This window comes from Streptomyces sp. NPDC101178 (assembly GCF_044767965.1).
In the GTDB taxonomy this organism is placed as follows: Bacteria; Actinomycetota; Actinomycetes; order Streptomycetales; family Streptomycetaceae; genus Streptomyces.
Map to the genome: position 1 here is coordinate 740,074 of NZ_JBIWOZ010000004.1, position 22,468 is coordinate 762,541.

17 protein-coding genes are annotated in these 22,468 nt (G+C 71.3%); 1 reads left to right on the plus strand and 16 read right to left on the minus strand.

Going from position 1 to position 22,468, the window contains the following annotated elements; all coding sequences use genetic code 11:
• Positions 1-18: 18 nt before the first annotated feature.
• From ACIRR8_RS15610 to ACIRR8_RS15685, 16 genes are all read right to left on the minus strand, one after another.
• Positions 19-1,101 carry a sugar phosphate isomerase/epimerase family protein gene (locus tag ACIRR8_RS15610; protein ID WP_404064199.1) on the minus strand — a complete coding sequence of 361 codons (1,083 nt, stop codon included), beginning with the start codon at positions 1,099-1,101 and terminating at the stop codon, positions 19-21.
• Positions 1,102-1,156: 55 nt separating this feature from the next.
• Positions 1,157-2,587, minus strand: coding sequence for a nucleotide pyrophosphatase/phosphodiesterase family protein (locus ACIRR8_RS15615; RefSeq protein ID WP_404064202.1), 1,431 nt, complete (start codon positions 2,585-2,587; stop codon positions 1,157-1,159).
• Positions 2,584-3,759: a metabolite traffic protein EboE gene (gene eboE / locus ACIRR8_RS15620; RefSeq protein ID WP_404064204.1), complete on the minus strand. Its 1,176-nt coding sequence runs from the start codon at positions 3,757-3,759 to the stop codon at positions 2,584-2,586. The genes ACIRR8_RS15615 and eboE overlap by 4 nt, the downstream gene beginning before the upstream one ends.
• Before the next feature lie 4 nt (positions 3,760-3,763).
• Positions 3,764-4,612, minus strand: a complete 849-nt coding sequence (locus ACIRR8_RS15625) for a TatD family hydrolase (RefSeq protein WP_404064207.1) — start codon at positions 4,610-4,612, stop codon at positions 3,764-3,766.
• Positions 4,612-5,250: an EboA domain-containing protein gene (locus ACIRR8_RS15630; protein ID WP_404064209.1), complete on the minus strand. Its 639-nt coding sequence runs from the start codon at positions 5,248-5,250 to the stop codon at positions 4,612-4,614. The genes ACIRR8_RS15625 and ACIRR8_RS15630 overlap by 1 nt, the downstream gene beginning before the upstream one ends.
• Entirely contained in the window at positions 5,244-6,119 is an 876-nt protein-coding gene (locus ACIRR8_RS15635) for a sugar phosphate isomerase/epimerase family protein (protein WP_404064212.1), read from the minus strand. Before ACIRR8_RS15635 ends, ACIRR8_RS15630 begins: the two co-directional genes overlap by 7 nt.
• Positions 6,116-7,462: an SCO3242 family prenyltransferase gene (locus tag ACIRR8_RS15640; protein WP_404064214.1), complete on the minus strand. Its 1,347-nt coding sequence runs from the start codon at positions 7,460-7,462 to the stop codon at positions 6,116-6,118. The genes ACIRR8_RS15635 and ACIRR8_RS15640 overlap by 4 nt, the downstream gene beginning before the upstream one ends.
• The gene (locus tag ACIRR8_RS15645; protein ID WP_404064217.1) at positions 7,459-8,628 is read right to left on the minus strand and encodes an inositol-3-phosphate synthase; all 1,170 of its coding nucleotides are present in this window, start codon (positions 8,626-8,628) and stop codon (positions 7,459-7,461) included. Before ACIRR8_RS15645 ends, ACIRR8_RS15640 begins: the two co-directional genes overlap by 4 nt.
• A 92-nt stretch (positions 8,629-8,720) precedes the next feature.
• Positions 8,721-12,440: a ThuA domain-containing protein gene (locus ACIRR8_RS15650; RefSeq protein WP_404064220.1), complete on the minus strand. Its 3,720-nt coding sequence runs from the start codon at positions 12,438-12,440 to the stop codon at positions 8,721-8,723.
• A 277-nt stretch (positions 12,441-12,717) separates the two neighbouring features.
• Positions 12,718-13,722, minus strand: coding sequence for a sugar phosphate isomerase/epimerase family protein (locus ACIRR8_RS15655; RefSeq protein ID WP_404064223.1), 1,005 nt, complete (start codon positions 13,720-13,722; stop codon positions 12,718-12,720).
• 14 nt (positions 13,723-13,736) lie between these two features.
• The gene (locus tag ACIRR8_RS15660; protein WP_404064225.1) at positions 13,737-14,990 is read right to left on the minus strand and encodes a Gfo/Idh/MocA family protein; all 1,254 of its coding nucleotides are present in this window, start codon (positions 14,988-14,990) and stop codon (positions 13,737-13,739) included.
• Between the two features lie 71 nt (positions 14,991-15,061).
• Entirely contained in the window at positions 15,062-16,099 is a 1,038-nt protein-coding gene (locus ACIRR8_RS15665) for a substrate-binding domain-containing protein (protein WP_404064228.1), read from the minus strand.
• A gap of 62 nt (positions 16,100-16,161) precedes the next feature.
• Positions 16,162-17,217 (minus strand): ABC transporter permease, encoded by a 1,056-nt coding sequence (locus tag ACIRR8_RS15670; RefSeq protein ID WP_404064231.1) that lies wholly within the window; start codon positions 17,215-17,217, stop codon positions 16,162-16,164.
• Positions 17,214-18,737: a sugar ABC transporter ATP-binding protein gene (locus ACIRR8_RS15675; RefSeq protein WP_404064234.1), complete on the minus strand. Its 1,524-nt coding sequence runs from the start codon at positions 18,735-18,737 to the stop codon at positions 17,214-17,216. The genes ACIRR8_RS15670 and ACIRR8_RS15675 overlap by 4 nt, the downstream gene beginning before the upstream one ends.
• Positions 18,738-19,030: 293 nt before the next feature.
• Complete coding sequence (locus tag ACIRR8_RS15680; RefSeq protein ID WP_109162706.1) at positions 19,031-20,212, minus strand: ROK family transcriptional regulator; 1,182 nt, start codon at positions 20,210-20,212, stop codon at positions 19,031-19,033.
• 147 nt (positions 20,213-20,359) lie between these two features.
• Positions 20,360-21,319, minus strand: coding sequence for a beta-ketoacyl-ACP synthase III (locus ACIRR8_RS15685; protein ID WP_404064236.1), 960 nt, complete (start codon positions 21,317-21,319; stop codon positions 20,360-20,362).
• Positions 21,320-21,610: 291 nt separating this feature from the next.
• On the opposite strand from ACIRR8_RS15685, the gene fdhD reads away from it, so the two are divergent.
• A complete protein-coding gene (gene fdhD, locus ACIRR8_RS15690; protein WP_404064239.1) occupies positions 21,611-22,453 on the plus strand; it encodes a formate dehydrogenase accessory sulfurtransferase FdhD in 843 nt (280 codons plus the stop codon).
• The last annotated feature ends 15 nt before the right edge of the window (positions 22,454-22,468 follow it).

Here is a 22,468-nt window from a genome sequence, read left to right on the forward strand (position 1 = left end):
CCGCATGCGCGGTGCGCGTCAGTCGCCGCAGCGGCCCTCGCGCAGCGAGTGCAGGTGCTCGCTCGACTTCCGGGCGAAGGCGAGCGAGTCGACCGGATTGTCGTGTTCCGCCTGCCAGTGGTGGTAGCTCCGGCCGTGGTGGGTCCGGTTGGTCACCTTGGAGAGGAACGTCTTGTAGTCGATGTCCCCGTCGCCCACGTCCGACATGCGGTAGCCGTCGCGCGTCGTGTCGTCGCGGACACCGTCCTTGACGTGGAAGAGCGGGTAGCGGTTCGGGTGCTTCAGGACGTACTTCAGCGGGTCGAGCGGGGCCTTGCTGCCGTCCGCGCGCTTGCTGAAGCGGAACTGCGCGCAGTACGCCCAGTAGATGTCCATCTCCAGGTAGACCAGGTCCGGGTCGGTCTCGGCGAGCAGGACGTCGTAGAGGCGCACCTTCGGCTTGTCGGTCGCGAAGGAGAACTCCTCGGCGTGGTTGTGCTGGTAGAACTTCATCCCGCGCTTACGGGCGGCGGCCCCGTACGTGTTGAAGTCGTCGGCCGCCCGCTTCCACCCGTCGACCGTCGAGCCGTAGCGGAAGGGGCCGGACGCCGTGCCGATGTGCTTGAGGCCGAGTGCCTGGGCGTCGTCGAGGACCTTCTCCAGGTTCTGGGCGAAGGTGTAGGCGCCGGGGTTGTTGTCGTCGTAGTAGCCGACGTGGCTGCCGATCGGGTTGAGGCCGTGGTCCTTGGCCAGCCGCTTGAGCTGGGCGAGGGTGATGGGTCCTGCGGAGCCCTGGGTGTAGCCCGCGAGCTCGATCTCGTCGTAGCCGTACTTCTCCAGCTCGGCGAAGACGGGGGCGAAGCCGAGCGTGGAGATCTGGTCGCGGAGGCTGTAGAGCTGGATGCCGAGGCGGCCGGGGGGCAGGACGGGCTTGCCCTTGCCGTGACCGTGTCCGTGGCCTGGTCCGTGGCCCTTGCCGGGTCCCTGGGCGTGGTCCCGGCCCGCGGCCTGGGCGCTCGCCGTGCCGATGATCGTGGCGGCGGTGGCTCCGGCGGCGACACCGAGGACGTTGCGGCGGCTCAGTCTGCGGGCGAGTTCGGTGTCCTTGGAGGTGCGGCTCATGTTGGCGTGACTCCCTTGGGTGACGTGGGGTGAGCGGTGCGATGCCGGTCCGTTGTCAGTGCAGTCCGGCAAGCTTGAGGAGCAGGGACTTCACCTCGGTGGCCCTGACCCGGTCGGTGAACGCGTGGGGGGTGGAGCAGAGGATGAGCGGACCTTCGTCGTCGCTCGACGGAAGGCTGCCGTGGCTGCCGCGAATAGGTGAGGGGTCCAGGGGGACGACCGCCATGCGGTAGCGCAGGCCGAGCTTCTTGCGGGCGACCGCCGAGACGGCCTTGAGCCGTACGTAGGGGTCCTCGGGGTCCATGAAGAGCTCGACGGGGTCGTAGCCGGGTTTGCGGTGGATCTCGACGAGCTGGGCGAAGTCGGGCGCGCGGGCGTCGTCGAGCCAGTAGTAGTACGTGAACCAGGCGTCCTTCTCCGCCACGGCGACCAGCTCGCCGGAGCGGGGGTGGTCCAGGTGGTGCGCCTTCTTGCCCTCGTCGTCCAGGAGCTGGTCGATGCCGGGCAGGCCGGCGAGTGCGGCCCGGGTCGCTTCCAGATCCTCGGGGCGGCGTACGTAGATGTGGGCGAGCTGGTGGTCCGCGACGGCGAAGGCGCGTGAGGCCATCGTGTCGAGGTATTCCATGCCGTCCTGCGTGTGCACCTCCAGCAGCCCCGCCCGGCGTAGCGCCCGGTTGATGTCGACGGGGCGGCTGACGCGGGTGATGCCGTATTCGGAGAGCGCCACGACCGTACGGCCTTCGTCGCGCGCGTCGGCCAGCAGCGGGGCGATGGCCCGGTCGAGGTCGGCGGCGGCCTGGTGGGAGCGGGGGTCGTCGGGGCCGTAGCGCTGGAGGTCGTAGTCGAGGTGCGGCAGGTAGCAGAGGGCGAGATCGGGGGTGCGGGTGGCGATGATGTGGCGGGTGGCGTCGATGATCCACTGGGAGGAGACCAGGTCGGCTCCGGGACCCCAGAAGTGGAAGAGGGGGAACGTGCCGAGCTTGTCGGTCAGTTCGTCGTGCAGGGCGGGAGGCCGGGTGTAGCAGTCGGGTTCCTTGCGTCCGTCGGCGTAGTAGACGGGTCGCGGGGTGACGGTCCAGTCGGTGTCGGCGCCCATCGCGTACCACCAGCAGATGTTGGCGACGGTGTAGCCGGGGTGGGCGCGGCGCGCCGCGTCCCAGAGCTTGTCGCCTTCGACGAGCCCGTTGTGCTGGCGCCAGAGCAGGACGTCGCCGAGCTCGCGGAAGTACCAGCCGTTGGCGACGATGCCGTGTTCGGCGGGCATGGTGCCGGTGAGGAAGGTGGACTGGGCGGCGCAGGTGACGGCGGGCAGGACGGTGGAGAGCGGGGCGCGCGCGCCCTGTTTGCCGAGCGCCGTGAGGTTGGGCATGTGGGCGAGGAGCTGCGGGGTGAGCCCGACGACGTCGAGGACGAGGAGGGGGGTGGGGCGCGTTCCCGCCCGGTGTGAGCCGTCCGTGCTGTCCGTGCTGTCCCTGTCCGTGGTCATGGCAGCTCCTTGAGGCCGAGGTCGACCAGGAGGTCGCGGGCGAGGGTGAGTTCGGCGGCGATGCCGTCGGCGAGTTGGGTACGGGTGCGGGGCCGCAGTTCGGCGGGCAGCGCCTGCCAGGTGTACGTCTCCACCTCCAGGTGCCGGGTCAGCGGGACCGGTCCCCCGACGAGGCGGGCGAGCGTGGCGCGGAGCACGGGGAGCGTGGAGGTGAGCGGGGGCGCGGGCGGCGCGTGCAGCGGTACGTGGAAGTGGGCCCGCCAGGGGGTGGAGTCCGGGAGTGCGCCACCGGCGACGGCCTCGTCCAGGTCGTCGGTGCCGCGGAGCCCGGCGGCCGTGTGCGTACGGGTCTGGTGCAGGAAGCGCGGCTCGGCGAAGGCGGCGAGCGCGGTGCGGACCTCGGGGAGGTGGGGGTGTTCGGCGTGCAGGGCGGCGGAGAGCTGGGACTTGACCACCGGGATGCCGGCTGCGGTCAGTGCGGCGAGTGCGGTGTCGGGGTCCTCGAAGGAGGTGGCGAGGTGGCAGGTGTCGACGCAGATGCCGATGCGCTCGTGACCGACGTCGGTGAGCGGGGCGATGGCATCGGCGGTGGTCTCCACCGTGCAGCCCGGCTCGGGTTCGAGGCCGATGCGGATGGACTTGCCGGTGAGTTCGGCGAGGGCGTCCAGTCGCTGGGCGAGGGTGGTGAGGGCGGTGCGTGCGGTGCGGCCGGCGGCGGGTTCCGTGTCGTACGGGGTGCGCCAGGCCAGCGGGAGTGTGGAGATGGTGCCTTCGGTGACGTCGTCGGGGAGCAGGGCCGCGAGGAGGCGGGCCAGGTCGGTGGTGTGGGCGAGGCGGTCGGGCTCGGTCCAGTCCGGCCGGTAGACCCGGTACTTGACCTCGTCGGCGCCGAACCCCTCGTACGGGAAGCCGTTGAGGGTGACCACTTCGAGTCCCCGGCCGTCGAGATCGGCGCGGAGTGCGCGGAGTTCGGCGGGGTCGTTGATCAGGGCGCGGGCGGCGTCCCGGGCGAGCCAGAGGCCGATGCCGAGCCGGTCCCGGCCGAGGCGGCGGCGTACGGGTTCGCAGTGGTCGCGGAGCTGGGCGCGGACGCCGTCCAGGGTTTCGGCGGGGTGGACGTTGGTGCAGTAGGAGAGGTGGACGATCGAGCCGTCCGGGTGACGGAAGCGCATGGCTTCACTCCCCGCCGCGCAGGATGGAGTTGCCCTCGTGAAGTGCTTCGGGGGCGGAGGCGTCCAGGTGGAGGCGGCCGCTCTGGCCGTAGAAGGCGACCGGGTTGCGCCACAGGACCTGGTCGACGTCGTCCTCGGTGAATCCGGCCTTCAGCATCGCGTCGGCGACCTTGCGGGTCTTGAGCGGGTCGCTCTTTCCCCAGTCGGCGGCGGAGTTGACGAGGATCTTCTCGGTGCCGTGGCTCTGGAGGATCGTGACCATGCGGTCCTCGTCCATCTTGGTGTCCGGGTAGATGGAGAACCCGGCCCAGCAGCCGCTGTCAGTGGCGGCCTTTACCGTTGTCTCATTGAGGTGGTCGAGCAGGACGTGCTCCGGGGGGAGGTGCGATTCGCGGATGACGTCGATGGTGCGGTGGAGACCGGCGAGCTTGTCGCGGTGCGGGGTGTGGACGAGGGCGGGCAGCCCGTGGTCGGCGGCGAGCTGGAGCTGAGCGGCCAGCGCGTGGTCCTCGGCCGGGGTCATGGAGTCGTAGCCGATCTCCCCGACGGCGACGACGGAGTCCTTGACCAGATAGCGGGGCAGGGCGTCCAGGACGGGGGTGCAGCGGGGGTCGTTGGCCTCTTTGGGGTTGAGGGCGAGCGTGCAGTGGTGCGCGATGCCGTATTGGGAGGCGCGGAAGGGCTCCCAGCCGAGGAGCGCGTCGAAGTAGTCGAAGAAGCTGGCGGGCGAGGTGCGCGGCTGGCCGAGCCAGAAGGAGGGTTCGACGAGGGCGCGGACGCCCGCGTCGTACATCGCCTGATAGTCGTCCGTGGTCCGGGACGTCATATGGATGTGGGGGTCGAAGATGCGCATCAGGACTCCTCCGTGGGGGCGGCGGGGGCGATCTCGGTGAGGGCGAGCGCGGTGCGCAGGTCGGCCGGGACCTCGCGGCCGGCGGCGGTCCGCTCGGCGGCGAAGTCGCGGAGCATACGGGCGAGTTCGGCGTCTCCTCGGGCCCGCTCGTCGAGCCGGGCGACGGCGGTCAGCGGTACGCCGGTGAAGAGGCACTTCAGTACGGCGTGGCGCCAGGCGTGCGGATCGAGGTGGGCCGCGGCGTACGGGCCTACGGCGGCGGCGACCAGCCGGGTGTCGTTGGTTCGCAGGGCGTCCTCGACGAGCGGGAGGGCGGTGGCGTCCAGATCGAGGCGGTGCAGGGTGAGGAGGACGGCGCGGCGTTCGGCGGCGGTGCCCTGTTCGTAGAGCCGGGTGACGGAGGAGAGCGGGGCGCGGGCCGCGATGAGCAGGAGGGAGCGTACGGAGTCGGCGTGGGCCGGTCCGCAGTGGCGGCCGGCGGCGGCGTAGTGGAGCTCCCACGGAGGGGAGGCGTACGCGGAGGGCTCGGCCGTGACGTTCTCCCTCGCCGCGTGCGCGGCTTCGGTCAGGGCCGCGTCGAGCCAGGCGCGGGCGGTGGCGTCGAGTTCGGTGTCGAGTTCCTTACGGGACTTCAGCACGGTGCGCCGCCCTTCTTGTCGGTCGCGCCCCTGCTCATGGCGTCGCGCAGGAAGGCCAGAGAAGTGCGGGCGAGTTCGGGGCCCGCGTGGGAGTGGCGGGGCAGCTCGACGACGGTGAGGCCCTGGTAGCCGGTGGCGGCCAGGGCGGCGAGCACGGGCGGGAAGTCGATCTCGCCGTCGCCGAACGGGAGGTGCTCGTGGACACCGCGCCGCATGTCCTCGATCTGGACGTGCCGGAGCCAGGGCGCGGAGTCGACGACGCACTGCACAGGGGAGGCGTCCTCCAGGCACTGGCAGTGGCCGATGTCGAGCGTGAGGCCGAGGAGCGGCGGGTCGCCGAGGAGGGTGCGGAGGTGGTGGAAGTCGGCGAGGGTGGCGAGGAGGTGACCGGGTTCGGGCTCGATGGCGAGGGGGATGCCCGACCTTTCGGCGGCGTCGAGTACGGGGGTGATCGCCTCGGTCAGGCGCTTCCAGGCGGTGTCCGTGGCGGTGTCCGGCGGGGTGATGCCGCTGAAGCAATGGACGGCGTGCGCGCCGAGTTCGGCCGCCACGTCCACGGCGCGGACGAGCAGCGCGGTGCGTGCGGCCCGGGCGTCGGGGTCCGGGTCGAGGAGGGAGGGGCCGTGCTTGCGGCGCGGGTCCAGGACATAGCGGGCGCCGGTCTCCACGGTGACCCGGAGCCCGAGGGAGGTGAGCCGGCGGGCGACCTGGCGGGTGCGTTCGGCGAGGTCGGGGGCGAGGGGGTCCAGGTGCATGTGGTCGAGCGTCAGGCCGACGCCCTCGTAGCCGAGGTCGGCGAGGAGCCCGAGGGCGTCGTCGAGGCGGAGGTCGGTGAGCCCGTTGGTGCCGTAGCCGAGGTGGAGGGTCATGTGGGGCTCACCTTCCGGGCGAGGGCGCGGGCCAGAGGGACGAGTGCCATGACGGCGAGACCGGAGCCGGGTGCTCCGGCGCGGGTGGCGAGCGCCGCCTGGAGCGGGATCATGGCCCGGATCCCACCGCCGACCGCCCGCTGGGTGAGGGGCGGGGACGGGTTGAGGGCGGCGTGCAGGAGGGGTGGTCCGGCGGTACGGAGGTAGGCGCCGGTGAACGCGGTGAGCAGGAGGGAGGTGAGGGTGGAGGCGGTGAGGCCGGTCGTGGCCAGGTGCGCCGGCGCAAGCCCGGTCGTGTCCGGTACCGGCACGACGGCCTGGCGGTGTGCCGGGGAAAAGGCCCCGAGGCCGCCCGCGCCGGGCCCCGGTTGCCCCGGTACCCCAGGCATCGCGGTCCCGCCCGCGCGCCGTTCCCGGTCCACCACGAGCACCGCCGCGCCCAGTGCCGTCGTCGTGGCCAGGACCGCCAGCGGTACGGCGGTGGACCCGCCCTGCGCCTCGTGGCGGGACACGGCGGTGACGCCGTACGTGTGCGCCCCGAGTGCCAGGGCTGCGGGAAGTGCGGCGGCCAGGGCGCCGATCGCCGGACGGTGCGGTGCGGCAACGTTGTCGGGGGTGGCGGTGAGCCGTACGATCCCGCCGCGCGCCGGACGCGCGGTGCCTGCACCGGGCCCCGGCCCCCTCTCTGCGGGAGCCCCCGCCGTGGCCGTGGCTGTCGCTCCCAGCAGCAGGTCCAGAGACCGCGCCGCCGCCATCGCCGCCGGGCCCGCCTTCGTGTGCTTGAGGTGGAGGTCGTAGGCCCAGACCGTGGCGGCCAGGCCCGTGGCGACCGCCAGCGCCGGGCGACCGGCCCGCGCCGCCAGGGCCAGGCCCGCCGCCGTGAGGAGCCCGGCCGCGCCCAGGGCGGCCTGCGGGCTGATGCGGCCCGAAGGGATCGGCCGGTGCGGGCGGTCCACCGCGTCCTCTTCGCGGTCCGCCCAGTCGTTGAGCGCCATCCCGGCCTCGTACAGGCAGAGGGAGGCGCCGATCGCGAGTGCGGTACCCCGGCCGGGGCCGCGGCCCACCGCCGCGGCCCCGGCCAGTGCGTCACCCGGCACGGAGAACAGTGCGGAGACCCGGAACAGTTCGGTCCAGGCGCGCACCGTGTCCCCTCTCCCGCGACCGGGGGACGGTGGGCGCCTGTCCGGTGCGGGCGCAGTCCCACCCGTACCGGACAGGCCGTCTTCGGGGGCGGCGGCCGGTGCCCCGCCCCGTACGGCATGGCCGTTCAGCCCTGTCGGCGCCGCCCGCAGCCCGGCGGGAAGGGCCCCGAGCGCCGACAGCAGCCGCAGTCGCCACCTCACGCCCGGCCCCGCAGCCGCTCGGCGAAGCCCAGCAAGGTGGCGTACTGCTCGGCGAGCGCGGCCGAGGTGCCGCCGTCCGGGTCCTTGAAGTAAAAGCCCAGCTCCGGCCGGGGGCCGCTGAGTCCCAGCTCGTGGGAGCGGGCCAGCAGCCGGGCCAGGTCCAGCACGAGCGGGGCCGCGAGCGCCGAGTCGCAGCCCTGCCAGATGGTCTGGAGGACCATGCGGGAGCCGAGGAAGCCGTCGAAGGCGATGTGGTCCCAGGCCGTCTTCCAGTCCCCCATCGCCGGTACGTCGTCGATGTGGACCTCGCCCTCCGGGGCGGTGCCGAACGTGTCGGCGAGGACCCGTTCCTTGCCCGCGTTCTTCGCGGCGGCCGCCGCCGGGTCGGCCAGCGCCGCCCCGTCCCCGCCGCCCAGCAGGTTCGACCCGGACCAGGCCCGTACGGGCAGGGCGCGCTGGAGGAACATCGGGGCGAGTACGGAGCGGAGCAGCGTCTGGCCGGTCTTGCCGTCGCGTCCCGCGTGGGGAAGTCCGCTGTCGGCGACGGTCTCGGCGAGCGCGGGGGCGCGCAGGCCGGTGGACGGGGTGAAGTTGGCGTAGGAGCAGCCGGCGCGGAGTGCGGCCGCGGCGTAGAGGGAGCTGGCGGGGAGGCGCGGGTCGTCGGGGCCGGGGGCCGGTTCCGTGGAGGAGACGTTGATGACGACCGTGCGGGCCAGCTCGTTGCGGTGGGCGAAGTCGGTGAGGTCGGCGGCGAACGCGGCGATGAGTTCCTGGTCGGTGCGGGTGTCGCCGGGAAGCGGTCCGCCGGGACGGATCTCGGCGTCGGCGGCGTCGAGTTCGCCGCGCACGGCGGCCGGGAGGCGGTACGGCAGCACGCCGCCCTCGGCCAGCGCCTCGGCGCGTTTGGCGAGCGGGCAGTCCAGGGTGTCGTGGCCGCCGAAGACCAGCGAGGTCAGCGGCGGCAGGCCGCTGTCGGCGAACGGAGGCGTCTCGGTGACCATGCCGGTGGGCGGGTGGAGTCCCGCCGCTATCGCCGCGCACCCCGCGGTGGCGGTGGTGGCGACGGAGCCGCGCGCTCCGATGAACCAGACGCCGGTACGGCGGCCTGGCGCGCCCGTGCGGTCTGGAGTCTCCGTACGGCGTTCACGATCGGCATGTGCGGTCACGGGCTGCCTCCCTGGGGGATGAAGAGGTGGAGGACGGCGGGCGGGGAAGGGGTCGGTGCCTGCCCCGCCCGTCGTCGGCAGAGGTGGCCGCCCTACTGCGAGGGCAGCTCCTTCAGTTGGATGTTGCGGAAGGAAACGTGGTCGTCGGGCCCGTGGTTCTGGAGTCCGATGTAGCCGTTCTTCAGGCTGCGGGCCGGGTCGGTGTTGGTGAAGTCGTTGATCTTCGCTCCGTTGAGGAAGATCTGCAGACGTTCGCCCTGGACCTTGATCTCGTAGCTGTTCCACTGGCCCGGCGGCCGCAGGACGCGGTCACGGGTCTTGATGTCGGCCGACTTGAATCCGTAGACGGAGCCGGTGGTGCGGTCGGCGGCGTCGGTGGCGTCGATCTGGATCTCGTAGCCGTTGTTCACGGCCGACCAGGGGTCATCCGACTCCGGGAAGCCCACGAAGACACCGGAGTTGTCGTCGCCGGCCATCTTCCAGTCCAGCTTGAGCGAGTACGCCTTCAGCTCCTTGGCCTGGTAGGTGAGCAGGCCCATGCCGCCCTCGGAGTGCAGGGCGCCGTCGCTGACGGAGAACTTGCCGGGGCCGGCCTGCTTCCACCCTTCCAGCGTCTTGCCGTTGAAGATGGGCCGGTAGTCCTTGTTCGGCTTGCAGTCGGCCTTGACCTGGCCGGTGGCGTACCGCAGGCCGCCGGAGAGGTGCTGGCGGAAGGCCGTCTCCGCGTAGGACTCCTTGGTGTGGCCGAGGCCGGTGTAGAAGGAGCGGCCGCCCTGGTAGGTCTGGCACCAGGAGATCGGGTGGTCGCCCTTCATGTTGCCGCCGGTGTAGGTGGTCTCGTCGAGAGTGGCCAGCACCTTCGCCTTGTCACGGGGGTTGGTGCCGTAGTTGTACCACTCGTCGGTGCGCTCCCACTCCTCGTCCAGGTGCGCGGTGGCCGGATGGTCGTGGTCCTCGACACGCACGGTGGCGGGCTGGATCTGCGGGTGCGAGTCGAAGTAGGCACCGACCAGGCCGCCGTAGAACTCCCAGTCGTACTCGGTGTCGGCGGCCGCGTGGATGCCGACGTAACCGCCGCCGGTGGCCACGTAGTTCTCGAACGCCTTCTGCTGCTCGGCGTTGAGGACGTCACCGGTGGTGGAGAGGAAGGCGACGGCGTCGTAGCGGGCGAGGTTGCTGGTGGTGAACTGGGCGGCGGACTCGGTGGAGTCGACCGTGATGTTGGTGTCCTTGCCGATCTCCTTCAGTGCGGCGATGCCGGCCGGGATGGAGTCGTGGCGGAAACCGGCGGTCTTGGAGAAGACGAGAACGCGCTTGGCGGTCTTGTCGACCGGGCTGTTGGACAGTTCGAAGTCGTCGATGTCGTAGAGCGCGCCGTCGCCGCCCTTGAAGACGAGGAAGAGTTCGGTCTGCTTCTTGGGCGCTCCGCGCAGCGGGATGTCGATGTCCTGGAAGGTGTCCCAGCTGCCGGTCACCGGGACCGGGCCGGAGCCGAGGATCTTGCCGGTGGGCGATCCCGTACGGACTTCGAGGAAGCCGCCGGAACCGGCCGACGAGATACGGGCGGTGAGCTTGGTGGTGCCACCGAGGACGTAGGTCTTGAAGGAGATCCAGTCGTCGTTGTGGATGTCCCCGACGGTCTTTCCGCCGTGCGCACTCGACTTGCTCGGCGTGGTGACGCCGGACGAGTCGTCGAAGTGCTCGGCCTGGCGGTGCCTGGGCTGGAGGCGCGCGGCGTCCTTGCCGGTCAGCTTGGCCTGGCCGCCACCGCCGTTGTCGGTGTAGGAGGCCGAAATACCGCCGTAGATGTTGGCGTTGGGGTCGTGGCCGCCTTCCATGGCGGTCTTGATGGTGCCTTCGCAGCCGTGCTCGGTGGTGATGTCGTGGCCGTGACTGTCGTGGCCCAGGGTGAACTTGACCTCGACCTTGGTGCAGTCGATGGTGCCGTCCTCCGGGTCGCTGACATTCACCTTGAACGGCACGGAGTCACCGAACTCGAAGAGCTGCCCGTCCTCGGGGAGCACCAGCTCGACGGTCGGGGCGGTGTTGCCGACGGTGATGTGGACGCTGGCGGAGCCGGTGCGGCCGGTCGGGTCCTCCGCGGTGAGCGTCGCGACGTACGTACCGTTCTTCTTGTACGTGTACGTCGGGTCGGCGGCCGTGGACGTTCCGCCGTCACCGAAGTCCCAGGCGTACGTGAGCGGGTCGCCGTCGCCGTCCGACGTGCCGGCCGAGGAGAACTTGACCTTCAGGGGTGCGGTGCCGGAGGTCTTGTTCGCCGAGGCCTCCGCGATGGGTGAGCGGCCTCCGGTGGCGTTCTCGATGCGGTAGAGCGCGGAGTTCTCGTCGCCGCCGAACCAGGCGAGGCCGTAGTCCAGGACGTACAGGGCACCGTCCGGACCGAAGGCCATGTCCATGATCTGCGTACCGGACCACGGCACGTCGTTGATGGACTGGACGGCGCCGTCCGCGTCCTGCTCGATGCGCTTGATCCAGCGGCGGCCGAACTCACCGGCGAAGAAGTCACCGTCGTACGCCTCGGGGAACTTGACCGGGGAGTCGAGGTCCGCGTCGTAGCGGTAGACCGGTCCGCCCATCGGGGACTCGGAGCCGGAGCCGAACTCGGGCAGCGAGCCGCCGTCGTACGGGATCCAGGCGGCCTCGGCCGGCGGCAGGTCGACCAGGCCGGTGTTGTGCGGCGACTCGTTCTTCAGGTTCGCGCAGTCGAAGGCGGCACCGGAGGCCTTGGTGGCGAAGTCGTAGTCGATGTACGGCTCGTTCTCGCCGACGCAGTACGGCCAGCCGAAGTTGCCGGCCTTCGTCACCCGCGCGAACTCCACCTTGCCGGACGGCCCGCGCTTCGGGTCGGCCGCACCGGCGTCGGGGCCGTAGTCACCGACGTACACGATGCCGGTGGCCTGGTCGACGGAGAAGCGGAACGGGTTGCGGAAGCCCATCGCGTAGATCTCGGGGCGCGTCTTGTCCGTCCCGGGCTCGAAGAGGTTGCCCTCGGGGACGGTGTACGAGCCGTCCTCCGCGACCTTGATGCGCAGGATCTTGCCGCGGAGGTCGTTGGTGTTGCCGGAGGTCCGCTGGGCGTCGAACGCCGGGTTGCGGTCGGCGCGTTCGTCGATCGGCGTGTAGCCGTCGGAGGCGAAGGGGTTGGTGTCGTCACCGGTGGAGAGGTAGAGGTTGCCGTCCTTGTCGAAGTCGATGTCACCGCCGACGTGGCAGCAGATGCCGCGCGAGGTGGGGACGTCCAGGACCTTCTTCTCACTGGCGGTGTCGAGCGTGCCGTCCTCGTTGAGCACGAAGCGGGAGAGCCGGTTGACGCCGTCGAACTTCGCGAAGTCGGCGGCCGTCCCGGTCTCCGGGGCATCGCCTGCCGGGGTGTCCAACGGGGGTGCGTAGAACAGGTAGATGGCCCGGTTCTCGGCGAAGTCGGGGTCGACGCCGATGCCCTGGAGGCCTTCCTCGTCGTGCGTGTACACGGGAAGGGTGCCGGAGATCCGGGTGTTGCCGGCGCTGTCGGTGATCCGCAGCTCGCCGCCGCGCGAGGTGTGCAGCACGCTGCGGTCCGGGAGGACGGCGAGCGACATGGGCTCGCCGGTCTCCTCCGCGCCCTTGGCGAGGGTGACCTGCTGGAAGTCCTCCGCAACGGGCTGCTCGTGGCCCGGGTGGCCAGGGTGGGCGGTGGCGCCGGGGGCGGAGCCGAGGGTCAGGGTCGCGGCGGCGAGGAGGCCGCCGGTGAACAGCGCGAGCGTTTTACGGACGCGGGTCCGGGCCAGGAGCCGCTTTCTGGTTCGGTGCACTGAGGTCCTCCGGAGAGTGCCGGTTGTACGGGCGGGTGTAGCCGTGCCGTGCCGCGCGGGGACTGCCGCGCGTGTGTCACCGGAGACGGGAGTGACCCCGGTGACGCGAGTCATGTCGTGTACACGTGTTGGACGTTAGACCTGTTCATCCGCGACGGAAAGCCCTTGTGCAAGGGTTGGATCGAACTTCTGCTTCCGCCAGGACAAAGGAGATTCCGGGCAGGGCGAGGCAGCCCCGGGCACCTCAGGAGCGCCCGGGACCGCTCTGCCGCGGGTCCTACTCGCCGCCGCCGAAGGCCGCGTCGAAGGAGGCCGACGGCGGGTCGAAGTCGAACCGCTTGAGGCTGGCAAGGGCTTCGGGAGCGCCGTGCAGCCGGTCCATGCCCGCGTCCTCCCACTCCACGGAGACGGGGCCCTCGTAGCCGATGGACCGGAGCATCCGGAACACGTCCTCCCAGGGCACGTCACCGTGGCCGGCGGAGACGAAGTCCCAGCCGCGCCGGGGGTCGCCCCACGGCAGGTGGGAGCCGAGGCGGCCGTTGCGGCCGTCGAGGCGTTTGCGGGCCTCCTTGCAGTCGACGTGGTAGATCCGGTCCCGGAAGTCGTAGAGGAAGCCCACCGGGTCGAGGTCCTGCCAGACGAAGTGGCTCGGGTCGAAGTTCAGCCCGAACGCGGGCCGGTGGTCCACCGCTTCGAGCGCGCGCTTGGTGGTCCAGTAGTCGTACGCTATCTCGCTGGGGTGCACCTCGTGGGCGAAGCGCACGCCTTCCGCGTCGAAGACGTCCAGGATCGGGTTCCAGCGCTCGGCGAAGTCCTCGTAGCCCCGCTCGATCATGTGCGGCGGGACCGGCGGGAACATGGCGACCAGGTGCCAGATCGAGGAGCCGGTGAACCCGATGACCGTGTCGACGCCGAAGGCGGCGGCGGCCCGTGCGGTGTCCGCGATCTCGGCGGCGGCCCGCTGCCGTACGCCTTCGGCCTCGCCGTCGCCCCAGATGCGGGCGGGCAGGATGCCCTGGTGGCGTTCGTCGATCGGGCTGTCGCAGACGGCCTGGCCGACCAGGTGGTTGGAGATCGCGAAGCACTTCAGCCCGTACTTGTCGAGCAGTTGGTGCCTGCTGTCCAGGTAGCCGGGGTCGGCGAGCGCCTTGTCGACCTCGAAGTGGTCTCCCCAGCAGGCGAGTTCGAGACCGTCGTAGCCGAAGTCCCGGGCGTGTCTGCAGACCTCCTCCAGCGGGAGGTCGGCCCACTGGCCGGTGAACAGGGTGAAGGGGCGGGGCATGTGCGCGCTACCTCCTAGGACGAGGACGGGACCGGGGTGAGTACGGAGTTCTTGGCGGCGCTCTCCTCGACGGCGGCGAGCACCCGCTGCACCTGGAGGCCGTCCGCGAACGAGGGCCGGGGCGGGAGGCCTTCGGTGATCGTGCGGACCACGTCACGGGCCTGGTGGACGAAGGTGTGCTCGTAGCCGAGGCCATGGCCCGGCGGCCACCAGGCCTCCAAGTACGGGTGCTCGGGCTCGGTGACCAGGATGCGGCGGAAGCCCGCGGTGACGGCGGGCTCGGTGTGGTCGTGGAAGGACAGCTCGTTGAGCCTCTCCAGGTCGAAGGCGAGCGATCCCAGCTCCCCGTTGATCTCCAGCCGCAGCGCGTTCTTCCGGCCCGCGGCCATCCGGGTCGCCTCGAAGGAGGCCAGCGCCCCGGAGGCGAGGCGGCCGGTGAAGATCGCCGCGTCGTCCACCGTCACCTCGCCCCGCGCCACCGCGTCGGCGCCGCCCGAGAGCCCGGCCGACCCACCGGAGAGCAGCGGCCGCTCCCGTACGAAGGTCTCGGCGACGGCGGACACGCCGGTGAGCAGCTCCCCGGCCAGGTACTGCGCGAGGTCCACGATGTGCGCCCCCAGGTCGCCCAGCGCGCCCGAGCCGGCGTGTTCGCGCTTGAGGCGCCAGGTGAGCGGCGAGGCCGGGTCGACCAGCCAGTCCTGGAGGTAGCTGGCGCGTACGTGGCGCAGGGTGCCGAGGCGGCCGTCCGCGATCAGCTGCCGGGCGAAGCTGATGGCGGGCACCTTACGGTAGTTGAAGCCCACCATCGCCACCTGGCCCCGGGCCTGCGCCGCCTCGGCGGCGCGGACCATCGCCTCCGCCTCGGCGACCGTGTTGGCGAGCGGCTTCTCGCACAGCACGTGTTTGCCCGCCTCCAGGGCGGCGATGGCGATCTCCGCATGGCTGTCACCGGGTGTGCAGATGTCGATGAGCTGCACGTCGTCCCGGGCGATCAGCGCCCGCCAGTCGGTCTCCGCGGCCGCCCAGCCGTGCCGGGCGGCGGCGGCGTCGACCGCCGCACGGTCGCGTCCGCAGATCGCGGCGAGAGCGGGCCGCACCGGCAGGTCGAAGACGTGTCCGGCGGTGCGCCACCCCTGGGAGTGGGCGGCGCCCATGAACGCGTATCCGACCATGCCGACCCCGAGCGTCCCTCGCGCCTGGTGCGGGGGCGGTGTCGCGGTCACGGTCGCGGTCTGCGGTTCCGTCTCCTGCTCTTGACTACGGGCCATGCGGGCTTCCTCCTCTTCGGTGTGCGGTAACGGGCCGGGGGACGCGCTCGCCGCGCCCCCCGGAGTCCCGGTCAGTTGAAGCCCGTCGGCAGGTACTGGTCGATGTTGTCCTTGGTGACGACCGCGGAGTACAGGGTCAGCGAGGTCGGGATCTCCATCTCGGAGAGGCCGCTGATGCCCTTGGACTGGCCGAGCGCGCGCGCCAGGTCGATCGCGGACGCGGCCATCGTCGGCGGGTAGAGGACGGTCGCCTTGATGACCGAGTTGTCGGCCTTGATGGCGTCCATCGCGGACTTGGCACCGGCGCCGCCGACCATGATGAACTCGTCGCGGCCGGCCTGCTGGATGGCGCGGAGCGCACCGACGCCCTGGTCGTCGTCGTGGTTCCACAGGGCGTCGAACTGCTTCTGCGCCTGGAGAAGTTGGGCCATCTTCGCCTGGCCGGACTCGACGGTGAACTCGGCGGCCTGACGGGCCACCAGCTTGATGTTGGGGTAGTTCTTGAGCGCGTCGGCGAAGCCCTGGCTGCGCTGCTTGGTCAGCTCCAGGTTGTCGATGCCGGCGAGCTCGACGACCTTGGCGTTCGCCTTGCCCTTGAGCTGTTCGCCGATGTAGTGCCCGGCGTTGAGGCCCATGCCGTAGTTGTCGCCGCCGACCCAGCACCGGTACGCCTGCGGGGAGGCGAAGATGCGGTCCAGGTTGACCACCGGGATGCCCGCCTTCATCGCCTCCAGACCGACCTGGGTGAGCGCCTTGCCGTCGGCGGGGAGGATGACGAGGACGTCGACCTTCTTGTTGATGAGGGTCTTGACCTGGCCGATCTGGGCGGCGGTGTCGTTGGAGCCCTCGGTGATCTCCAGCGTCACCTCGGAGTACTTCTCCGCCCGCGACTTGGCGTTCACGTTGATGGCGTTGAGCCAGCCGTGGTCGGCCTGCGGTCCGGCGAAGCCGATGGTGACGGGCTTGCCGGGCTTGTCGTCGGCGGCGGGCTGGCTGTTGCCGGCCGGCTGCGCGTTCTTCGGTTCGTTGCTGGTGCAGGCGGTGAGGAGCGCGCCCGCGGAGAGGGCGGTGGCTCCGAACAGCAGCCCTCTGCGGCTGGTCTCTGGCATGGCGGTGGAACCCTTCATCCGGTGGGTGACGTACGAAGTGCGGCTCTCGGTGGGGCGGTTGGTCAGGTCTCGCCGCCGCGCAGGGTGCGGCGCTGGACGAGGACGGCGGCGACGATGATGGCGCCCTTGGCGATCTGCTGGACGTCGCTCTGCAGGTTGTTGAGCGCGAAGATGTTGGTGATGGTGGTGAAGATCAGGACGCCGAGGACGGAGCCGATGATGGTGCCGCGTCCGCCGCTGAGCAGGGTGCCGCCGATGATCGCGGCGGCGATGGCGTCGAGCTCGTACAGGTTGCCGTTGGTGTTCTGGCCGGAGCCCGCGAGCACGATCAGCATGAAGGCGGCGATGCCGCAGCAGAGCCCGGACAGGACGTAGAGGTAGAGGCGCTGACGGCGGACGTCGATGCCCGCGAGCCGGGCCGCCTCCGCGTTGCCGCCGACGGCGACCGTGCGCCGGCCGAAGGTGGTGCGGTTGAGGATCAGCCAGCCGATGACGGTGACGGCGACGAACATCATGACCAGCGGCGGGATGCCGAGGAAGTAGGAGTCCGGCAGGCCGAGGCTGAGGACCGAGTCGACGGTGACGATCTGGGTCTTGCCATCGGTGATCATGAGGGCGAGGCCGCGTGCCGAGGCGAGCATGGCGAGCGTCGCGATGAACGGGACCATCCCGCCGTACGCGATGAGCACACCGTTCACCAGTCCGGCGGCGACGCCGACGATCACGGCGGTGAAGGCGATGCCCGCGAAGCCGTACTCCTGGGTGGCCAGGGTGGTCGCCCAGACGGAGGCGAGGGCGACCATCGCTCCGACGGAGAGGTCGATGCCGCCGCTGGTGATGACGAAGGTCATGCCGACAGTGACGACTCCGATGACGGAGGCCTGGGTCAGGATCAGCTGGAGGTTCCCGGTGTCCAGGAACGCGTCCGGTTCGGTGATGCCGCCGACCAGGACGAGTGCGGCGAGGACGCCGAGCAGCGACAGGATCCGGACGTCGAGCCGCAGTCCGAGTCCGGGCCGGCCGCCGCCGCCCGTCTTCGACGGGGGCGGGTCGGCGGGGCCGGTGAGGGTCCCCTTGTCCGGCCCGTTGTGCTGCGCCGACGGGGCGGGCTGTGTCATGGCGTCGGGCTCCCTTCCATCACGAGGTCGAGTACGCGGTGCTCGTCGAGCTCCTGGGCGGGGGCCGTATGGACGACCTGTCCCTCCCGGAGCACCAGCACCCGGTCGGCGAGGCCCAGGACTTCGGGCACTTCGCTGGAGACGAGCAGGACGGCGAGGCCTTCGTCGGCCAGCCGGCGGATCACGGCGTAGAGCTCGGCGCGGGCGCCGACGTCGACGCCGCGGGTGGGTTCGTCGAGCAGCAGGACCCGGCAGCCGCGCAGCAGCCAGCGGGCCAGGACGGCCTTCTGCTGGTTGCCGCCGGAGAGGGTGCGGATCGGTGTGTCCGGGTTGTCCGGCCGCAGGGAGAGTTCACGGGTGGCCTGCTGCGCGGACCGCCGTTCGCCGCCCCGGTCGATCCAGCCGACCCGGGCGAACCGGGAGAGCGAGGAGACGGAGACGTTACGGGTCACGGACTCGGTCATCAGCAGGGCCTGGGCCTTGCGCTCCTCGGGGGCGAGACCGATGCCGGCGGCGACGGCGGCGCGGACGCTGCCCGGCCTGAGCTGCTTGCCGCCTACGGTGACGGTCCCGGTGCTCGCCTTGCGGGCGCCGTAGATCGTCTCCAGGATCTCGGAGCGGCCGGAGCCGACGAGTCCGGCGAGGCCGACGATCTCGCCGGGCCGCAGTTCGAGGTCGACGGGTGCGAACTCGCCGTCACGGGACAGGCCTTGGACCCTCAGGACGGGTTCGGCCGAGTTCTCGGCCGCCTCGTCCGGGCGCGGCGGGAAGACGTACTCGACATCGCGGCCGGTCATCATGGCAACGATGTCGCGTGTCGGCGTGTCGGCGGCGGGAAGCCCGACCGCGACCGCCCGGCCGTCCTTCAGCACGGTGACCCGGTCGCCGATGCGGCGGATCTCCTCCAGCCGGTGCGAGATGTAGACGACGGCGACCCCGTCGGCGGTCAGGCTGTCGACGATCCGGAAGAGGTTGTCGACCTCGTCGGGGTCGAGCGCGGCGGAGGGCTCGTCCATCACGATGAGCCGGACGTCGTGGGAGAGCGCCCGCGCCATGGAGACGATCTGCTGCTGGGCGGCGGAGAGCGAGCCGACCGGGCGGGCCGGGTCGATCTCCGGGTGGCCGAGCCGGGCCAGCAGCGCCTTCGCGGCGAGACGGCCTTCTCCGGTACGGACGATGAAGCCCGCGCTGGTCGGTTCGTGGCCGAGGAAAACGTTCTCGGCGACCGACAGCCCTTCCACCAGGTCGAGTTCCTGGTAGATCGTGGCAATTCCCAGGCGCATGGCGGCGATCGGGGACTTGAGCCGGACGGGTTCGCCGCGCCAGGTGATCTCGCCGTCGTCGGGCTGGTGGGCCCCGGCGAGCACCTTGATGAGGGTGGACTTGCCCGCGCCGTTCTGGCCGAGGAGGCAGTGGACCTCGCCGGCCTGGACCTCCAGGTCGACGCCGTCCAGGGCGCGTACGCCGGGGAAGGACTTGGTGATGCCGGACATGGTGAGCAGGGGTGGTTCTGGTGCCATGACGAATCCCCTCGGCGAATGGGGTCTCCCCTGCCCTTGCCCGGTGCCGGGCAGGTTCGGGGAGGGCCGGGTGTGCGGGCAGGGCGCAGGGCTGGAGGTGCCGGGGAGCCGGCGGCATCACGAGCGGCTGCTGACTAGTACCTGACGAGTACCTGACGAATAAGGGCGAGTGGCCGACCCGTGCGGTGGTGACGGGTGGCCGACCAAGGCGGTGGTACGTACGGCGTGGGCGGCGAACGGTGGTGCGTACGGGGCCGGCGGCGGCACGGGGCGCTGCTCACCGGTCCCGTGGGTCAGGCCGGTGAGAAGAGGTGGTCGCTGATGAGGCGGGCCGCGCCGATCACTCCGGCGGTGGGGCCCAGCTCGCCCAGCACGATGGGGAGGTTGCCGGTGGCCAGCGGCAGGGACTGCCGGTAGACCTGGGTGCGGACACTGGCGAGGAGGTTGTGACCGAGGCCGGTGACCCCTCCGCCGATCACCACCAGACCGGGGTTGAAGAAGCTGACGAGACCGGCGATGACCTGCCCGACCCGGTTGCCGCCTTCGCGGATCAGGTCGAGCGCCGCCGCGTCCCCGGCCGCCGCGGCGGCGGCCACATCGGCGGCGGTGAGGCGTCCGGCCGCCTCCAGCCGGACCGCGAGCTCGGGCGAGCGGCCCTCACGGGCGGCGTCCTCCGCGTCACGGGCCAGGGCGGCACCGCTGAAGTGGGCTTCCAGGCAGCCCTTGTTGCCGCAGGCGCAGGCCCGGCCGTCCGGTTCCACCTGGATGTGCCCGATGTCCCCGGCACTGCCGGTCGTCCCCCGGTAGACCTCACCGCCGACGACGATCCCGCAGCCGATACCCGTACCGATCTTGACGCAGAGGAAGTCGCCCACGGAACGGGCGACCCCCGCGTGCTGCTCCCCCATCGCCATGAGGTTCACGTCGTTGTCGACCATGACCGGGCAGCCCAGATCCTGACTGAGCGCCTCGCGGACCGGGAACCCGTCCCAGCCGGGCATGATCGGCGGCGCGACCGGCACACCTTCGGGGAAGCGGACGGGTCCGGGAACCCCGATGCCCGCGCCGTCGAAACCTTCGGCGAGGCCGGAGGCCCGGAGCTTGGCCGCCATCGCCAGGACCTGCTCGAAGACCGCGACCGGGCCCTCGCGCACGTCCATCGGCTGGTTGAGGTGGCCCAGGACCTCCAACTCCGCGTTGGTGACGGCCACATCGATGGAGGTGGCGCCGATGTCGACCCCGAGGAACCGCAGTTCGGGGGCGAGCCGGATGTTGTGCGAGCGGCGCCCGCCACGGGATGCGGCGAGCCCGTCCGCCACGACCAGACCGGTCTCCAGCAGCCGGTCCACCTCGACGGCGAGCTTGGAGCGCGAGAGGTCGACCTGGTCACCCAGCTGCGCACGGGAGTTGGGACCCCCGTCGCGCAACAGCCGGAGCAGCCGCGCCTGATGCGCGTTCGCGGGTCGTGCCGTCATACGTCTCACGCGTCCCTCCCCGCCACATCCGGCCAGTCCGTCGGGCTTTCGAGGGGAACGTAGCAGCGCTTTCCCGGAGTGGGAAGAAGTTGCGCAGGAATCGGCCCCAACTTTCTCCACACTCAGGACAAAGCCTCACGGCCGTACTCAAGGGCAGCGGATGACCTGTCCGGCGTACGAGAGGTTTCCGCCGAACCCGAAGAGCAGGACGGGCGCGCCGGAGGCGACCTCGCCGCGCTCCACCAGCTTGGAGAGGGCCATCGGGATGGAGGCGGCGGAGGTGTTGCCGGAGTCGACCACGTCCCGCGCGATGATCGCGTTGACCGCGCCGATCTTCCGGGCGACCGGCTCGATGATCCGCAGGTTGGCCTGGTGCAGGACGACGGCGGCCAGGTCCTCCGGGGCGACACCCGCCTTCTCGCAGACCTTGCGGGCGATCGGGGGCAGCTGGGTGGTGGCCCAGCGGTAGACGGACTGGCCCTCCTGCGCGAAGCGCGGCGGCGTCCCCTCGATCCGTACGGCGTTGCCCATCTCCGGCACCGATCCCCACAGGACCGGTCCGATCCCGGGGCCGTCCGGCGCGTCCGGGGCGGACGGGTCGGCGGTGACGACGGCGGCGCCCGCGCCGTCGCCCAGCAGGACGCAGGTGGTCCGGTCGGTCCAGTCCGCGATGTCCCCCATCTTGTCGGCGCCGATGACCAGGGCCCGGGTCGCCGCACCGGCCCGGATCGTGTGGTCGGCGACGGCCAGGGCGTGCGTGAAGCCCGAGCAGACCACGTTGATGTCCATCACGGCGGGTGACCCCATGGAGAGCCGCGCCGCGACCCGCGCCGACATGCTCGGGGAGCGGTCGATCGCGGTGGAGGTGGCGACCAGGACCAGATCGATGTCGGAGGGCTGGAGGCCGGCGGCGGCCAGCGCCTTGGCACCGGCGTGCGCGGCCAGCTCGTCGACCGGCTCGTCGGGGCCGCCCACATGCCGGGTCTTGATGCCGACCCGGCTCGTGATCCACTCGTCGCTCGTGTCGACCATGGCCGCCAGATCGTCGTTGGTGAGTACCTTGGCGGGCTGATAGTGGCCGAGCGCCACGACACGTGAGCCGGTCATACGGGTTCCCATCGTCACTTCGGGCAGGAAACATCCAGTCTTGGTGGCTACCGTCCGGTACGAGGGCACGTGATCCCACAGGAAACCGGCCCACACGTTGGAGCATTGACAACAGCCTCACCTGCATGCTCCCCCCGACCGTCCGTTCGGGTGGAGGAGCGATGACGGTCCGACGCGTGTGCAGGACAATGACAGGGCCAGGCTCCGGCCCGACCCACGGCCGGAAGCTCCGCACACCGACAGCTCCGCACACCGGAAGCTCTCCACGCCGACAGAATCGGGTTCAGCCTCATGGGACGGGTCACCGAGCGCCGCCGCACCCTCCGTATCCGGGACGGTGCCGTCTCCTCCCGCGCCGACACGCTCGTCGCGGAGGAGCCGCTGGAGATACGGCTGAACGGAAAGCCGCTGGCCATCACGATGCGCACACCCGGCGACGACTTCGCGCTGGCGGCGGGGTTCCTGGTCAGCGAGGGCGTGATCGCCGAGGGCGAGGAGGTGCAGTCCATCGTCTACTGCGCCGGGGCCACCGCCGACGGTGTGAACACGTACAACGTGGTGGACGTGAAGCTCGCGCCCGGGGTCGCGGTCCCCGACATCACGCTGGAGCGGAACGTCTACACCACCTCCTCGTGCGGCCTGTGCGGCAAGGCCAGCCTGGACGCGGTCCGTACGACCACGCGTCACCCGGTCGGTGACTCTCCCCCGGTCCGCGTCACACCGGAGCTGCTCGCCGCCCTCCCGGACCGGCTGCGGGCCGCGCAGAAGGTGTTCGACCGGACCGGCGGGCTGCACGCGGCGGCCCTCTTCTCGGAGGACGGCGAGCTTTGGGACGTACGGGAGGACGTGGGCCGGCACAACGCGGTGGACAAGCTGGTGGGCCGGGCGCTGACGGACGGGCGGCTGCCGTTGTCGCGGGCGGTGCTGCTGGTCTCGGGGCGGGCCTCGTTCGAGCTGGCGCAGAAGGCGGTGATGGCCGGGATCCCGGTGCTCGCGGCGGTCTCGGCGCCGTCCTCGCTGGCGGTGGACCTGGCGGCGGAGAGCGGGCTGACGCTGGTGGGCTTCCTGCGGGGGCCTTCGATGAACGTGTACGCGGGTGAGCACCGGATCGCGCTGGAGGCGGAGGTGCACTGACGCGCGGGCCCGCCG

Coding starts and splice junctions, on each gene's coding strand:
- ACIRR8_RS15610 (WP_404064199.1), bottom strand. CDS start 1,101: ATGAGCCGCACCTCCAAGGACACCGAACTCGCCCGCAGACTGAGCCGC.
- ACIRR8_RS15615 (WP_404064202.1), bottom strand. CDS start 2,587: ATGACCACGGACAGGGACAGCACGGACAGCACGGACGGCTCACACCGG.
- eboE (WP_404064204.1), bottom strand. CDS start 3,759: ATGCGCTTCCGTCACCCGGACGGCTCGATCGTCCACCTCTCCTACTGC.
- ACIRR8_RS15625 (WP_404064207.1), bottom strand. CDS start 4,612: ATGCGCATCTTCGACCCCCACATCCATATGACGTCCCGGACCACGGAC.
- ACIRR8_RS15635 (WP_404064212.1), bottom strand. CDS start 6,119: ATGACCCTCCACCTCGGCTACGGCACCAACGGGCTCACCGACCTCCGC.
- ACIRR8_RS15655 (WP_404064223.1), bottom strand. CDS start 13,722: ATGCCCCGCCCCTTCACCCTGTTCACCGGCCAGTGGGCCGACCTCCCG.
- ACIRR8_RS15660 (WP_404064225.1), bottom strand. CDS start 14,990: ATGGCCCGTAGTCAAGAGCAGGAGACGGAACCGCAGACCGCGACCGTG.
- ACIRR8_RS15665 (WP_404064228.1), bottom strand. CDS start 16,099: ATGCCAGAGACCAGCCGCAGAGGGCTGCTGTTCGGAGCCACCGCCCTC.
- ACIRR8_RS15670 (WP_404064231.1), bottom strand. CDS start 17,217: ATGACACAGCCCGCCCCGTCGGCGCAGCACAACGGGCCGGACAAGGGG.
- ACIRR8_RS15675 (WP_404064234.1), bottom strand. CDS start 18,737: ATGGCACCAGAACCACCCCTGCTCACCATGTCCGGCATCACCAAGTCC.
- ACIRR8_RS15680 (WP_109162706.1), bottom strand. CDS start 20,212: ATGACGGCACGACCCGCGAACGCGCATCAGGCGCGGCTGCTCCGGCTG.
- ACIRR8_RS15685 (WP_404064236.1), bottom strand. CDS start 21,319: ATGACCGGCTCACGTGTCGTGGCGCTCGGCCACTATCAGCCCGCCAAG.
- fdhD (WP_404064239.1), top strand. CDS start 21,611: ATGGGACGGGTCACCGAGCGCCGCCGCACCCTCCGTATCCGGGACGGT.